The 14,044-nt window shown below is 65.4% G+C and carries 12 protein-coding genes; 8 read left to right on the top strand and 4 right to left on the bottom strand.

Annotated features, from left to right (window positions below; translation table 11 throughout):
- Both LC039_RS20645 and LC039_RS20640 read left to right on the top strand, forming a co-directional pair.
- Positions 1-681, top strand: a 681-nt coding sequence (locus tag LC039_RS20645) for an NAD(P)-dependent oxidoreductase (RefSeq protein WP_226627912.1), incomplete at its 5' end; no start/stop codon positions are given.
- A gap of 850 nt (positions 682-1,531) precedes the next feature.
- Positions 1,532-2,260, top strand: coding sequence for a transporter substrate-binding domain-containing protein (locus tag LC039_RS20640; protein ID WP_226627911.1), 729 nt, complete (start codon positions 1,532-1,534; stop codon positions 2,258-2,260).
- Between the two features lie 222 nt (positions 2,261-2,482).
- On the opposite strand, the gene acnA is transcribed toward LC039_RS20640, so the two are convergent.
- From acnA to LC039_RS20620, 4 genes are all read right to left on the bottom strand, one after another.
- Positions 2,483-5,092, bottom strand: a complete 2,610-nt coding sequence (acnA, locus tag LC039_RS20635; RefSeq protein WP_226627910.1) for an aconitate hydratase AcnA — start codon at positions 5,090-5,092, stop codon at positions 2,483-2,485.
- A 166-nt stretch (positions 5,093-5,258) separates the two neighbouring features.
- On the bottom strand, positions 5,259-6,797 hold the full coding sequence (locus LC039_RS20630; protein WP_226627909.1) for a tripartite tricarboxylate transporter permease: 1,539 nt from the start codon (positions 6,795-6,797) through the stop codon (positions 5,259-5,261).
- A 9-nt stretch (positions 6,798-6,806) separates the two neighbouring features.
- Positions 6,807-7,238: a tripartite tricarboxylate transporter TctB family protein gene (locus tag LC039_RS20625; RefSeq protein ID WP_226627908.1), complete on the bottom strand. Its 432-nt coding sequence runs from the start codon at positions 7,236-7,238 to the stop codon at positions 6,807-6,809.
- 57 nt (positions 7,239-7,295) lie between these two features.
- The gene (locus tag LC039_RS20620) at positions 7,296-8,267 is read right to left on the bottom strand and encodes a Bug family tripartite tricarboxylate transporter substrate binding protein (protein WP_226627907.1); all 972 of its coding nucleotides are present in this window, start codon (positions 8,265-8,267) and stop codon (positions 7,296-7,298) included.
- A 138-nt stretch (positions 8,268-8,405) separates the two neighbouring features.
- Here LC039_RS20620 and LC039_RS20615 point away from each other — a divergent pair, with 138 nt between their 5' ends.
- From LC039_RS20615 to LC039_RS20590, 6 genes are all read left to right on the top strand, one after another.
- A complete protein-coding gene (locus LC039_RS20615; protein ID WP_226627905.1) occupies positions 8,406-9,296 on the top strand; it encodes a GntR family transcriptional regulator in 891 nt (296 codons plus the stop codon).
- Positions 9,297-9,300: 4 nt separating this feature from the next.
- Positions 9,301-10,035 (top strand): GntR family transcriptional regulator, encoded by a 735-nt coding sequence (locus LC039_RS20610; RefSeq protein WP_226627904.1) that lies wholly within the window; start codon positions 9,301-9,303, stop codon positions 10,033-10,035.
- Positions 10,036-10,151: 116 nt separating this feature from the next.
- Entirely contained in the window at positions 10,152-11,072 is a 921-nt protein-coding gene (locus tag LC039_RS20605) for an SMP-30/gluconolactonase/LRE family protein (RefSeq protein ID WP_226627902.1), read from the top strand.
- A gap of 41 nt (positions 11,073-11,113) precedes the next feature.
- The gene (locus tag LC039_RS20600) at positions 11,114-11,647 is read left to right on the top strand and encodes a TRAP transporter small permease (RefSeq protein WP_226627901.1); all 534 of its coding nucleotides are present in this window, start codon (positions 11,114-11,116) and stop codon (positions 11,645-11,647) included.
- On the top strand, positions 11,644-12,966 hold the full coding sequence (locus LC039_RS20595) for a TRAP transporter large permease (protein ID WP_226627899.1): 1,323 nt from the start codon (positions 11,644-11,646) through the stop codon (positions 12,964-12,966). Before LC039_RS20600 ends, LC039_RS20595 begins: the two co-directional genes overlap by 4 nt.
- Before the next feature lie 27 nt (positions 12,967-12,993).
- Positions 12,994-13,989 (top strand): TRAP transporter substrate-binding protein, encoded by a 996-nt coding sequence (locus LC039_RS20590; protein ID WP_226627897.1) that lies wholly within the window; start codon positions 12,994-12,996, stop codon positions 13,987-13,989.
- The last annotated feature ends 55 nt before the right edge of the window (positions 13,990-14,044 follow it).

Here is a 14,044-nt window from a genome sequence, read left to right as displayed (position 1 = left end):
GCCATCGCCGAATACGTCATGGCGGCGCTGCTCGCGCGGCACGTCCCGCTGGCCGAGGCCGACCGGCAACTCCGACAGGGCGACTGGCACTACTGGGCCGGCGGCCCCTCGGGCCTGCGAACCGAACTTGGCGCGCAGAGCATCGGCATCGTCGGGCACGGACACATCGGCCGCACGCTTGCGGCGCGAGCTCTTGCCTTCGGCATGACTGTACATGTGGCGAACCGCTCACCGGTCTCCACCCCGGACTATGCGGCCACTTATGGCCTTGCGGACCTGACGGAAATGGCATCGCACATCGATGTTCTGATCAACACGCTGCCGCTGAGCGACGGGACCGCAGGGATCATCGGCGCAGACGTCCTAAACGCATTGGGAGCAGAGGCCATCGTGATGAACGTCGGCCGCGGTCCGGTCATCGACGAGGACGCGCTCTTCGAGGTGCTCTCGACCAGAAGGATCGGTGGCGCGATCATCGACACGTGGTACCTCTATCCGACGCCCGATCAGCCGAACCCAATGCCGGGGCACAAACCGTTTCACAACCTCGAAAACGTGACCCTGACACCGCATATGTCCGGCTGGACCCATGGGACGATTGCGCGCAGGCAGGCAACCATCGCGCGCAACATCCGCAACATTGAGGCCGGCGAGCCGCTGGAAAACAGGGTCGGAGCCTGACCGGTCCCGACGTTGCGCCTTCTGCGGACCGCAACAAGTTTCAACTCTTCTCATTAGTTGTGGACAAGGCTCTTGCCTTTTCTGTGACGCGTGGCGGTCGGCAGGCAGCACGGATCAAGTGGCCGTATCTGGATGACTATACTAAGAGCTAGGGTGACGTGGGAGACATCTCGTGGAACCGCCTCAGGTTTCTCGGGAGCCTCAACCTCGTGAGTAGCGACTGTGTTCAAGTTGTCACGCCGTCATAGCATACGTTTATCCTGATCTTCTCGTTGAGCACGATCGAGAGCGCGAATATGACCTTTCCCAATAAGGCCCGTGTTTGATCATCGGCGGAGGCAGGCTCCCGCGCAGGCTCTGGTTCAAGATGTCTTCGGTGCGCCGCTGCAGCCCTCGAAATCTTGATCCGTTCTTCATTGGCCAGCTGAAGGCCAATCCGAACCATCCCTCATCCTCCTCGCAACTTCTTGTTTTTTAGATAGAATTCTCCATTCGTTCGTGAAGCCACCAAAAAGATCCGGGCTCGCCAACCGTGAGGTTTAGAATATTCTTGCCCGTCGCGTTCAGGTCTCGAGCCTTCTGAGCGGTAGCGATCTGGGCGAGACGCGGATGCTCGAAACCCGGGCGGCAGGTTGGAAATTGTTCATGTTATCTCCAAAACATCAGTGGTCCGTCGCGCTCTGGCTTAGCACCCCTTCCCGCTTCAGATCGCAGGAGGACTAACTCCCGCCATGTGATTCTTATGCCCGGCCACCCCGTCCATCGGCATCAGAGCAGCCGCGGGCCGGAAAATGTGCTGACAGCAAACATATTTGGCTTTATGGGTTTTTAAAACCATAACGGGATACCGATGACACTTTCTCCTGCAGACCGTGAAGCTCTTGCCCCCAAAGGCCATCTGCGTGCCGCGCTGAACCATGGCAACTTCGTCCTCGTGGGGCGCGACCAAAGCCGCAAGCCCTTCGGCATCAGCGTCGATCTAGCCAAAGAGTTCGCCAGGGCCTGCGAGCTAGACCTACAGTTCGTGGAGTTCGAGCGGGCGGTCGATGTCTCATCGTCCGCAACGAGCGACCTGTGGGACATCTGCTTTCTCGCGGTGGATCCGAAACGCGCCAAGACCATCGACTTCACCATGCCCTACATCCGCATCGAGGGGCGCTACCTGGCAGGGGCACATTGCGACGCCGCGGATGCCGGTGCGCTCATCTCGTCGGGTGCGAAGGTCGGCTCGGTCCATGGCAGTGCCTACACGCTGACCCTGGCGCGGCAGGAAGGCGCGGAGAACCTCGTGCTCTTCGAAAACCTCGGCGCCGCGCTCGCTGCGCTGGACGCAGGCAAGGTAGCCGCCATCGCGGGCATCGGCGAGGCAATGGCGCATGAAGGCGCGACGCGCCCCGGCTCGCGCGTGCTGTCGCCGCCCTTCATGGAAATCCGTCAGGCCATGGCGATGCCGCAGGGCCGCCCCGAGGCCTCGCAGATCCTCAAGGATTGGCTGTCCGAGGCGGCAAGGTCCGGGCTGACCGGCGACATCCTCGAACGGCATGGCATCGCGCGCAGCTGCGCCATCCTTCCGGAGTGACCCACTGCCGCCGGGGGCTCCCTTCCGGCGGCGTGTCAAGCGCAGGGCCATGCGCGATGGGCCGAGCGTAGCAGGACACCCTCGACGCGGTACGGGCCACCGAAAGCAACAACGGGACCCCGGCGGTCAGATGAGCGGCACGAGCCCTCGCGTCTTTCCAGAGCCCCACGTGCTGGCTGCGCAAACCGCCGCCAGCACGCGCAATACTTGTCGCAGGAGCGGTCAGGCGCTCCGGTGCGTCCGCGCCGTTCTGTCGAGTCGTTCCGCCAGGATCTTCGGCAGCACGCCGCCGGCCTTGAGTGTCTCGATTTCCTGCGCCGTCTCGACCGCGACCCTGCCCTTGATCCTGGCAACGAGGTCCGAGCGCAGCACCCGCACCTCAGTCGGCTGACCCGGCCGGAGCGTCTCGGCGTCGATGGTGATTTCGACGGTATCGCTGACGCGGAAGCCGCTGGTTTCGGGCTGGAAGGCGCCGTCGATCTCGATCGGGACGATGCCCATGCCGATCAGATTGGTGCGATGGATGCGCTCGAAGCTGCGGGCGACGACCGCGCGCACCCCGAGCAGCGCCGCGCCCTTGGCGGCCCAATCGCGGCTCGAGCCCATGCCATAGCGCTCCCCGGCGAAGATCACCGCCGGCACCTTGTCGCGCTCCATCCGGGCCGCGGCCTCGTGGAGCGGCAGGACCGATCCGTCCTCCATCCGCAGATGGGCGGGCGGCAGGTCGCGGTTCAGGTGGTTCACCGCCATCCGGTTGGTGAAGAGACCGCGTAGCATCACCTCCCAGTTGCCGCGATAGCTGGCGTAGACGTTGAGGTTCGCCGGATCACCGTCGCGCGCGATCAGCCAGCGGCCCGCCGCGCTCTCGGGGTCAATCCAGCCCGCGGGCGAGATATGATCGGTGGTGATGTCGTCGCCGAGCACCAGCAGCGGCCGTGCGGTGATCGTGCCGAGCGTGGGTCCAGTGGCCGCGCGCGCGAATTTCGGGCGGCGCAGCGACCGGCTGTCCGGGTCCCAGGGGAAGCGGTCGCTGCGCGGCGCCTCGAGCGCGGCCCAGTCGGCGCTGGCCAGCGCGGCGCGGAAGTCCGCGTGCACATCCTCGGCACGGAAGGCCTGTGCCATAGCGGCATCGATCTCGTCGGCAGCGGGCCAGATGTCGGCCAGGTACACCGGCCCGCCCGGCCCGGTGCCCAGCGGGTCCTTCAGGATGTCGGCGCGGACATGTCCCAGCAGCGCGAAGGCCACCACCATTGGCGGCGAGGCGAGGAAGCCGAGGTCGAGCTTGGCGTGGACCCGGCCCGGGAAGTTGCGGTTGCCTGATAGCACGGCGGCGACCGCCTTGCCTTCGGCAAGCGCGTCCTCGACCGCCTCGGGCAGCGGGCCGGAGTTGCCGATGCAGGTCGTGCAGCCAAAGCCGACGATGCCGAAGCCCACGGCGCCGAGGTCCTCGAGCAGCCCCGCGCGGGCGAGGTAGCTCGCGGCAGAGGGCGAGCCCGGGGCGAGCGAGGTCTTCACCCAGTCCGGCGGCGTGAGGCCGCGGGCCCGCGCCTTGCGCGCAAGCAGCCCTGCGGCGATCAGCAGGCGCGGATCGGAGGTGTTGGTGCAGCTAGTGATGGCGGCAACGCCGATGCCGCCATCCGGCAGCGCTTCGGGGCGCCCGAACAGGGGCGGCAACTCGCGCCCGGCGGCCTCCGCTACTGCCTGCCGTGTGTTCGAGGCAGGCAGGCTGTCCTGCGGCCGACGCGGCCCGGCAAGCGTCGGGGTCAGGGCCGAGAGGTCGATCTCGATGCCGCGGTCGAAATGCGGCGTCGCCTCGGGATCGAACCAGAGGCCCATGGAGCGGAACAGCGGCTCGACGGTTTCGGTGATGCGCGCCGGTCGGCCGGTGCGTTTCAGATAGTCGACACTGCGCGCATCGGCGGCGAAGAAGCCGGTGGTAGCCCCGTATTCTGGGGCCATGTTGGCGATCACCGCGCGATCATCGGCCGAGAGGGTCGAGACCCCGGGGCCATGGAACTCGACATAGGCGCCGGTGACCCCGAGCCTGCGCAGCTGCGCGGTGATCTCGAGCGCCAGGTCGGTGGAGAGGACCCCCTCGCGCAGCGCCCCGGTCAACCGCACGCCGACCACCTCGGGCAGCGCCAGCGAGACGGTCTGGCCGAACATGATGCTTTCCGCCTCGAGCCCGCCGATGCCCCAGGCGAGCACACCGATGCCGTTGATCATCGGGGTATGGCTGTCGGTGCCGAGCATCATGTCGGGATGCGCCCGGCTGCCGTCGATCTCGACCAGCGTCGCGTATTGCTCGAGGTTCAGCGTGTGCATGATGCCGGTGCCCGGCGGGTTCACGTGCACCGTGTCCATCACCTCGGAGGCCCATTTCATGAAGCTGTAGCGCTCGGCGTTGCGGGCGATCTCGTTCTGCTGGTTGATCCGCCATGCGCCGCTCTGCCTGTAGAGGTCCACCGCGAGCGAGTGATCGACCGAGACTTCAACCGGCAGCACCGGCGAGAGCACCCGCGGATCGGCGCCGCCCTCGGCGAGCGCATCGCGCAACCCGGCGATGTCCGCAAGCGCGGGCGTGCAGGTGGTGTCGTGCATCAAGAGGCGGTTGGGACGGAAGTCCAGCTCGAACGGCGTCCGGCGGCCCTCGGCCCAGCCGGCAAGCGCGGCGCAGAGCGGGGCGGCCTCGCCGCCGTTGCGCAGATGGTTCTCTGCCAGCAGGCGCAGGACATGCGGCAGCCGCGCCAGCAGCTCTTCGCCAAGTACCGCCTTCAGGTCGGTGGCCTCGAGAGCGCCTTGGGGTGTGTCAATCGTCGTGACGGAGATCATTGCGCAATCCTTCTTTCCAATGGGACGCCTCTGCGATGTGCCGCCCGCGCCGGTCCACGTCGGGAAGGGACGGCAACCGGCGCAGGCGGCGTGGCGCGGATCGTAAAGCCCGTCGCGCCACTGGCCGGGGCGCACGCACGCCCCGGACCGTCTCTTGTTGTCCCGGTCAGTCGCCGACGGCGATCTCGTCGCTCTCTTCGGCGATCGCCTTCTTCACCTTGCGACCAAAGACCATCGGGGCAACGAAGCCGATGATGGCCAGCACCCAGAGGGTGATCGCGAGCGGGCTGCCGACAAGGGTCAGCCAGTCGCCGTCCGAGAGGGTCATGGCGCGACGCAGGTTCACTTCCATCTCGTTGCCGAGCAGGATGCCGAGGATGATCGGCACCAGCGGGATATCGAGCTTGCGGAACAGCCAGCCGACGACGCCGAAGAGGACCATCAGGACAAGGTCGAAAGACGAACCGGAGATACCGTAGATTCCGACGAAGCTGACCATCGCCACCAATGGCATGAGGATGTGAATGGGCACCAGCAGCACGCGGCTGAACAGACCCACCAGCGGGATGTTGAGGATCAGCAGCATCACGTTGGCGATGAACAGCGCTGCGATCAGGCCCCAGACCACGTCGGGGTTCTGCGAGAAGAGCAACGGCCCGGGCGTGATGTTGAGCGAGAGCAGCACTGCGAGCAGCACGGCCGTGGTGCCCGAGCCCGGAACACCCAGCGCCAGCATCGGCACCAGCGCGCCGCCAGCCGCTGCGTTGTTGCCGACCTCGGGAGCCGCGACACCGCGCGGGTCGCCCTTACCAAAGGTCTTGCTGTTCGGGTCGACGATCTGCTTCTCGACCGAGTAGGACAGGAACGAACCCAGCGATGCCCCTGCCCCCGGCAGCACGCCGGACAGGAAGCCGATGATTGTGCTGCGCCCGAAGGTCGGGATGCAGCTGCGGATCATGCTCCAGGGCGCGACGATCCGGCCGATCTTGCCGATGCTCTCTTCCTTGTTGCCTTCGCTGCCGCGATGCTCGAGGAAGACGAAGACCTCTGACAGCGCGAAAAGGCCGACGATGGCGATCAGGAAGTCGATGCCGTCGAAGAGATGCACCTCGCCGAAGGTGAAGCGCTGAACGCCGGTCTGCGTATCGACACCGATCATCGCGATGCTGAGACCGAAGGCGGCGGCGAAAGCGGCCTTGGCCTGGTTGGTCGACGAGATGCCGCCCAGCGTGGCGAAGGCGATGGTGAACAGCGCGAAGTATTCCGCCGGTCCAAAGAGCAGCGCGATCTTCACCAGCTGCGGCGCCAGCAGCGCGAGGCCGAAGGTCGCGGCGATGGCCCCGATGAACGACGCGATTCCCGACAGCGACAGCGCCTCGCCCGCCATGCCCTTGCGGGCCATCGGATAGCCGTCGAGACAGGTCATCATCGCCGGTTCGTCACCGGGAATGTTGAGCAGGATCGAGCTGATCCGGCCGCCGTACATGGCCCCGTAGTAGACCGAGGTCATCAGGATCAGCGAGGGCAGCGGCCCAAGCCCAATCGAGAAGGCGATGGGGATGAGGATCGCGACGCCGTTGGCCGGACCAAGGCCCGGAAGCGCGCCCATCATCGTGCCGAGGAAAGCGCCAAGCAGCGCAATCCCGAGGTTGGAGAAGGTGAGGGCGGCGTCGAAACCGACGCCGAGAGACGAAAGAAATTCCATGTGCTGACCTCAGATGCCGAGCGGACCCACGGCCAGCGAGAGGCCGAGCACGAGTTTGAAGACGACCCAGATGCCGATCGAGAGACCGACGCCCGTCAGCACAGCACCGACGGGCGTGCCGCCAAGGCGCCAGCTCATGTAGCTTGCGGCGAGCGCGGTGCAGATCAGGAAGCCCAGCTTGGGCAGCAGGATCGCGTAGAGCAGGCAGACCGCGATGGCGAAGCCGATCTCGGCCAGCCGGTTCAGGGAAGGCCAGACCGGCTCCGGGTCGGGTCTCAGGATGAACCAGATCGAGCAGATCGCGATGATCACTCCGATGATGATGGGAAAGGTGGCGGGGCCGACGACGTCGGCCATGAAGCTTTCGGGAATGATCGTGGCGGCCCAGATGTAGAAGGCTGCGAGGGCGAGCCCGATTCCCCCCATGATGCGATCGCTCATGCGGTGACCTCTCGTGGTAAGGGGCGGCCGGAGATCACGCCCCGGCCCGCCGATAATTTATTGGATGAGACCAATTTCCTTGGAGAGCGCGCGGATCTCGGCGACGTTCTCTTTCACGAATTCTTCGGCGTCGGCGCCGAAGAGGTCGAGCGGCTCGATGCCCTGATCCGCGCGGATCTGCTGGAACTCTTCCGAGGCGACCATCTTCTGGATCATCTGGTTCCAGGATTCGTAGGTCTCGTCCGAGATGCCCTTGGGCACATAGAGACCGCGCCAGTTCGGGCCGGTCACGTCGTAGCCCTGCTCGATGGCGGTGGGGTACTGGTCGAACTGCTCGAGACGCTCGGGCGAGAGCACCGCGACGATACGGATATCACCCGCCTCGACGAAGCCGCGCACTTCCGAGAAGTCGCCCGAGAAGGCGGTGATCGAACCGCCGAGAACCTGGGTCATAGCCTCGCCGCCACCCGAGAAGGCAACGTATTTGACCTGACGCACGTCCTCGAGCTCGGCGACCTTGGCCAGCTTCAGGATTTTCAGGTGGTCATAGCCGCCGACCGCGGAGCCACCGGCGAAGGACACCGAACGCGGGTCCGCCTTCATCATTTCAACCAGCTCCGGCAGGTCGTCGATCTCGCTGTCCGCCGCCACGGCGATGACGCCATATTCCGCGCCGAAAGAGGCGAGCCAGCGCACGTCATCCTCGTTCGCGCCGGGGAAGGCGCCCTGTGCGAGGCGGGTGGTGGTGCCGTTCGAGGCCGCGATCAGCAGCTTCTCGTCTTCGTTGCGCTTGGAGACGACGTGGGCATAGGCCACACCGCCACCGCCGCCGGTCATATTGGTGACCTGCATGGTGCCGTCGATCAGGTCCTCGTTACGCAGGACCTTTGCCACGGTGCGGCAGATGAAGTCCCAGCCACCACCGGGCGCGGCCGGTGCGATGCATTCGGTGTTCGAGGGCTTGTCCTGCGCCGCGACCGGCAGGGCGGTAACTGCTGCCAGGACGGCCGCGCTAAGAATGCGAATCATGATTGTCCTCCCTTGATTCCGTCCCTCTTTTTGGTCTTTTGAATACCGAAATGCAAACTATTTTGGTTTTTGGCGCTCCAAAGAGCCAGCTTGCACTTTCTCACAAATGAGTGTTCATTTGAACCAAGGAGGACCGGGATGCGCAGCGCTGATCTTGCCCAGAAAATTTCGAACCGGGTGATCCGCGAGATCGCCGAGGGCCACTACAATGCCGGCGACCGCCTCACGACGCAGTCGATCGCGGACCGCTACGGCGTGTCCCGCACACCCGTGCGCTCGGCTCTCGGTCTGCTCGCCGAGCAGGGCATTCTCGGGCAGGTGCCGAACCGCGGCTATTTCGTCAGCCGCACGATTCCGGACGGCGCGCTGACCGCGACCAACCAGGACGAGCTCACCCGTGAGTACCAGTCGCTTGCCGAGGACTGGATCCGCGACCGCATTCCCGAGGAGATGACCGAGCTTGCACTTCGGGAACGCTATTCCTGGACCAAGGTGCGCACGCAGGAACTGCTGGGCCGAGCGCAGCGCGAGGGTTGGGCCGAGCGCAAGGAGGGCTATGGCTGGCGCTTCCTGCCGGTCGCCAAGACGCCCGAGGCCTTTGACCAGATCTATCGCTTCCGCATCGCCAACGAACCCGTCGCGATGCTGGAACCCACCTTCAAGGTTGATTTCCGCAAGCTGGCGGAACTGCGCGAGGTGCAGGAAAAGCTGGTACATGCGGACCCGGCGACCATGCCCAACGAGACCATCCTTCAGCACGGCGCCGATTTCCACGAGAGCCTCGTGGCGATGTCCGGCAATCCCTTCTTCCTGATCGCGCTCGAGCGGGTCAACCGCATGCGCCGCCTCATGGAGTATCGCGCGCGGGTGGACCGGGGCCGGCTGGCGAATGAATGCGGCGAGCACCTGGAGATCCTGACACTGCTCGAGCAGGAGCGCATTACCGAAGCCTCGGAGCGGCTACGCCGGCACCTCGAGGACGCCCGCGATCGCAAGGCACCCAACGCCCGCGCCTGGGCCGAAGGCTGACCGCATGCGCGCGCCCTCTGTCCGGCAGAAAATCTACGAGCACTTTGCCGTGGCGCTGCAAACCGGCACCATCGCTCCGGGGGCCCAGCTTCCTACAGAAGCCGAGATCGCGAAGGAGTTCGAGGTCAGCCGTTCGACGGTTCAGAACGTGATGTCCCGCCTGATGCAGGAAGGCCTCGTGCGCCGCCAGGCCGGTCGCGGCACCTTTGCCTGTCGCCGCGACGACGACATGCAGATCCGGGTCGGGCTCGATATCCACAATATCCAGTCCTTCGAAGACGAGGTGGCGCTGGCAGGCGAAACCGTCACCTTCCGGCTGCTCAGCTTCGCGCCCAGCCCTCTGCCGGTCCGTGCCGCGCGCAAGCTGGATCTCGAGCCAGGTCTCGAGGTCTTCTGCCTGCGCCGGCTGCGCTTTGTCGCGGGCCAGTGCATCGGTAGCGAGACCCGATGGTTTCACCCGGATCTGTCCATGTCGATGACCGCGCAGGCGCTGGCCACCGAGGGCGTGCACGCGCTGATCAAGGACCGTCTCGGACTCGAGATCGGACGCATCGACGCGGCGCTGCGCGCGGTGGTCGCCACATCGCAGGAGGCCCGCGAGTTGGGCATCGAGGAAGGCGCGCCGCTGCTAATGCGCGCGCATGTGCTGCTGACGCCGGACGACGACAAGATCCTTTATGGCGAGGCGCTTTACGTGGAGCCCTTCGCCTTCCGCTACTCAGCCGGCTTCCAGGCCTGACCCTCGGATCAGACCCGTCATATCAAATGAGTAGTCATTTGATATGACGGCAATCATTTTCCTTGTGCCTCGACCATCGTTGGCTTTACGTTGTTAAAAAGCCAAAGAGAGTCGCCATGTTCTTCGCCCCGCCATCCGAGCTCACCGCCGAAGTCTTCGCCCGCGTTCCGGCCGAGCTTGCGCCGGTCAACGCGTCGGGCTGGGCCCGCGTACAGCACCCGGGAAAATCCTTCCGCGCCTTTCTCGAGGGCCCGTCCTTCGACCGGGAAGGCAACCTCTACTGCGTCGACATTTGCCACGGCCGGATCCTGCGCTTCGACCCGCAGGGCGATGTCACCGTCGCCGCCGAATACGACGGCGAGCCCAATGGCCTGAAGATCCACCGCGACGGCCGCATCTTCATCGCCGATCACGCCCACGGGCTGATGGTGATGGACCCGGTCTCGGGCAAGGTCGAGCCGTTCCTCACCCGCCCCGGGCTCGAGCGGTTCCACGGGCTCAACGACCTCCATTTCGCACTTAGCGGGGATCTGTGGTTCACCGATCAGGGCCAGAGCGGGCTGCACGCGCCCTATGGCCGGCTGTTCCGGCTGACCGAGGGCGGCGCGCTCGATTGCGTCATCGACAACATCCCCAGCCCCAACGGCCTGTGCCTGAACGAGGATGAAAGCCAGCTATTCCTTGCCGTGACCCGGGCCAATGCGGTCTGGCGCGTCCGCTTCCTGCCCGATGGCCGGACCGTCGCGAAATCCGGTACCTTCATCCAGCTCTCGGGCGGCCTGGCCGGGCCGGACGGACTGGCGCTCGGCGCGGGCGGCGAGCTTGCGATCGGGCACATGGGGCTGGGGACGGTCTGGATCATGTCGCGCCTCGGCGAGCCGATGTTCCGCATCCGCAGCCCCGAGGGGCTGCTGACCGCCAATATGGCCTTCGGCGGCCCCGAGGGGCGGCATCTCTACATCACCGAGGCGTCGACCGCCTCTATCCTGCGCGTCCAGCTGCCCTTCGCCGGCAAGCCGATGTTCGCATTGAGCTGAAATCACTATCCGGCGAGGAGAGCGCCGAAGGGAGGAAAGACATGAAAGCGATAGACCGGCTGCTGTCAGCCGTCGAAGTTTCGATCATCCTGATCGGATCCCTGCTGGGGCTGGGCCTTGCCGTGCTGCAGGTCATCCTGCGCTACGCCTTCAGCACCGGCATCCACTGGCTTGAGGCCGGATCCGTCACGGCACTGGTCTGGGCAATGCTGATGGCGGCAAGCCGAGCGATCCGCACCGGAACCCACCCCCGCGTCGACCTTCTGGCGCATGTCCTGCCGCCCCGGGCCCGCGCGGCGCTGAACACCGTCGCCTTCGGCGCAGCGCTGCTGCTGACGGCCTTCTACCTCGATGATGCGGTGAGCTATGCGCGCTTCGTCTGGGGCATGGGCGTCACCCACCCGGAATTCGGCGGCAACCTCGCCCTGCCCTTCGCCATCCTGCCAGTAATCCTCGCCTTTTTCGTCATCCGCTACGCCATGCTGATCGTCTCGATGTGGACCGACATCGCCTCCGAACCCGAGGAGGCCTTCCTGACCCGCGTGGGCACCCCAGCGACCAAGGTGCACAAATGACCATTGCATTCCTCATTGCCCTATTCTTCGTGCTGATCGTCATCGGCGCCCCGATCGCGGTTGCCCTTGGTGGCTCGGCTGTGCTGGCCTCGATGATCTTCGCGCCGATCCCGGACGGGATCTTCGGTCAGAAGCTCTTCGGGAACGTCAATCACTACACGCTGATGGCGGTGCCCTTCTTCTTCCTCGCGGCGGAATTCATGGAGACGGGCGGGCTGGTGCACCGGCTGATCGGCGTTGCCCGCGTCTTCGTCGGACACCTGCGCGCGGGCCTCGGGATGACAGCCGTGCTGACCTGCATCCTCTTCGCCGCGATCTCGGGCTCGAGCCCCGCGACCGTCGCCGCCGTCGGCAACATCATGTTCCCCGCCCTGCGCGAGGAAGGCTACTCGGACCGCTACGCCATCGGCGCGCTCGCCACCGCAGGCGCGATCGGAATCCTGCTGCCGCCGTCGATCCCGCTGATCCTCTACGGCTTCGTCACCGAGACCCCGATCCCCGCGCTGTTCCTCGCCGGTATCGTGCCGGGCCTCATCTACGGCGCGCTGCTGCTCTTCACCGCGCGCTTCCTGGCGCGCAACGAAAAGGTCGCCGTGCGACCCCGCGCCACCGCCACAGAGGCCCGGTCGACCGTGACCTCGGCGATCCCCGCCCTGATGCTGCCGGTGTTCATCGTGATCGGCATCTACGGGCTGCCGGCCTTCGACCTCGGTGCCTTCAGCTACGACGGCGGCGCGATCTTCACGCCCACCGAAGCCGCCGCGGTCTCAGCCGTGCTGGCCATCATCATCGGCCTCCTGATCTACCGCGAGCTGAAGCTTCGCGACATCCCGCGCGTCGTGATCGCCGTCGGCCCGCGCGTCGGCATGATCTTCTGGATCACCACCAACGCGCTGATCTTCGGCTATTTCATCACCAAGATCGGCCTGCCTGGCCAGCTGGCGCAGGCGGTGCTGAACGCCAACCTCTCGCCGATCGTCTTCCTGATCTGCGTTAACCTGCTGCTGCTGGTCGTCGGCTTCTTCCTCGAGGCGGTGCCTACCATTCTGATCTTCGCGCCCTTGCTGCAGCCGGCCGCTCAGAGCCTTGGGATCGACCCGGTGCATTTTGCGATCATCATGATCGTCAACATCGAGATGGGCATGATCACCCCGCCTGTCGGCATGAACCTCTTTGTCGCCTCCGGTGTGTCGGGCATGTCGGTCTTCGAGGTCTTCCGCGCCACGATCCCCTGGATGCTCGCCACCCTGATCGCCCTGATGATCGTCACCTTCGTGCCCGCGGTCTCGCTCTGGCTGCCCGGCCCGACCATCCACTGATCCATAGTTTCACATAGGGAGGACACCATGAAACTGACCGCAACCCTCGCCGGCCTTCTGGTCGCGGCGATGCCCATCCTGGCCACGGCGCAGCCGCTGACCATGGTGCTGTCGAACGACAACAACGCAAAGGGCCTGAAAGGGCAGACCTTCGACTTCTTCGTCGAGAAGGCCAAGGAAGCGCTCGGCGACGATCTGACCGCCGAGATGCATCACGGCGGCACGCTGTTCGATCAGAGCAGCCAAGTCGTCGGCACGCAACTTGGCGAAGCGCAGATCATCTCGCCCGCGATCGGAATTTACTCGCAGCTCGTTCCCGAGGTGAACATGTTCGAGCTGCCCTTCTTGCTGTCGAGCCCGGCGAAGATCCAGGCCGCCTTCGAGGACGAGACCCTGCGCGCGCTCTGGGTGCCCAACCTCCAGGCCAAGGGGATCGAGCCCGTCGCCATCTGGATGAACGGTCCCCGCGCCATCGGCTACCGCGGCGACAAGCCGGTGCTGCTGCCCGAGGACGCCCAGGGTCTGAAGATCCGCGTCCAGTCCGCGCCGGTCTACGTGGCACCCTTCGAGGCCATTCATTCGAACCCGGTCGGCGTCAGTTGGTCCGAGACCCCGACTGCGCTCGAGCAGGGCGTGATCGACGGCGCCGAGCCGACCCCGAACGCCTGGCGCGGCTCGGGCATGTGGCAGATGATCGACCAGATCACCCTGACCAAGCACATCTACACAGCCTGGATCGTCGGTGCCAACAAGATGTGGTGGGACGGGCTGACCGATGCGCAGAGAGAGGGCCTGCAATCCGCTCTGGATGCCGCGACAGCCTGGAATGCCGAGCAGGCCGACCAGATCAACAGCGAGGACCTCGCGTTCTTCGAGTCCGAGGGCAAGAAGATCAACCGGCTGACCGAAGAGCAGCAAGCCGCCTGGAAGGACGCCATGGTCCCGGTCTGGGAGAAATACGGCACCGAGGTCATCGGTGAAGACGGCATGCAGCGGCTCATCGAGATCGCCAAGTCCGAGTAACGGGATCGCGGCGGCCGGACCGGGCGTCACCCCGAATTCATGACATCAGGGCCGG

Origin of the sequence: Alloyangia pacifica, from assembly GCF_020524285.1 — a bacterium.
Taxonomy (GTDB): Bacteria; Pseudomonadota; Alphaproteobacteria; order Rhodobacterales; family Rhodobacteraceae; genus Salipiger; species Salipiger pacificus_B.
The sequence above is the reverse complement of the archived record's forward strand: the minus strand, read 5'-3'. Positions and strand labels throughout refer to the sequence as shown.

Excerpts from the sequence above, each read along its gene's own strand:
- LC039_RS20595 (WP_226627899.1), top strand. The coding sequence starts at position 11,644 with ATGACCATTGCATTCCTCATTGCCCTATTCTTCGTGCTGATCGTCATC.
- LC039_RS20610 (WP_226627904.1), top strand. The coding sequence starts at position 9,301 with ATGCGCGCGCCCTCTGTCCGGCAGAAAATCTACGAGCACTTTGCCGTG.
- LC039_RS20590 (WP_226627897.1), top strand. The coding sequence starts at position 12,994 with ATGAAACTGACCGCAACCCTCGCCGGCCTTCTGGTCGCGGCGATGCCC.
- LC039_RS20605 (WP_226627902.1), top strand. The coding sequence starts at position 10,152 with ATGTTCTTCGCCCCGCCATCCGAGCTCACCGCCGAAGTCTTCGCCCGC.
- LC039_RS20620 (WP_226627907.1), bottom strand. The coding sequence starts at position 8,267 with ATGATTCGCATTCTTAGCGCGGCCGTCCTGGCAGCAGTTACCGCCCTG.
- LC039_RS20625 (WP_226627908.1), bottom strand. The coding sequence starts at position 7,238 with ATGAGCGATCGCATCATGGGGGGAATCGGGCTCGCCCTCGCAGCCTTC.
- acnA (WP_226627910.1), bottom strand. The coding sequence starts at position 5,092 with ATGATCTCCGTCACGACGATTGACACACCCCAAGGCGCTCTCGAGGCC.
- LC039_RS20640 (WP_226627911.1), top strand. The coding sequence starts at position 1,532 with ATGACACTTTCTCCTGCAGACCGTGAAGCTCTTGCCCCCAAAGGCCAT.
- LC039_RS20600 (WP_226627901.1), top strand. The coding sequence starts at position 11,114 with ATGAAAGCGATAGACCGGCTGCTGTCAGCCGTCGAAGTTTCGATCATC.
- LC039_RS20615 (WP_226627905.1), top strand. The coding sequence starts at position 8,406 with ATGCGCAGCGCTGATCTTGCCCAGAAAATTTCGAACCGGGTGATCCGC.
- LC039_RS20630 (WP_226627909.1), bottom strand. The coding sequence starts at position 6,797 with ATGGAATTTCTTTCGTCTCTCGGCGTCGGTTTCGACGCCGCCCTCACC.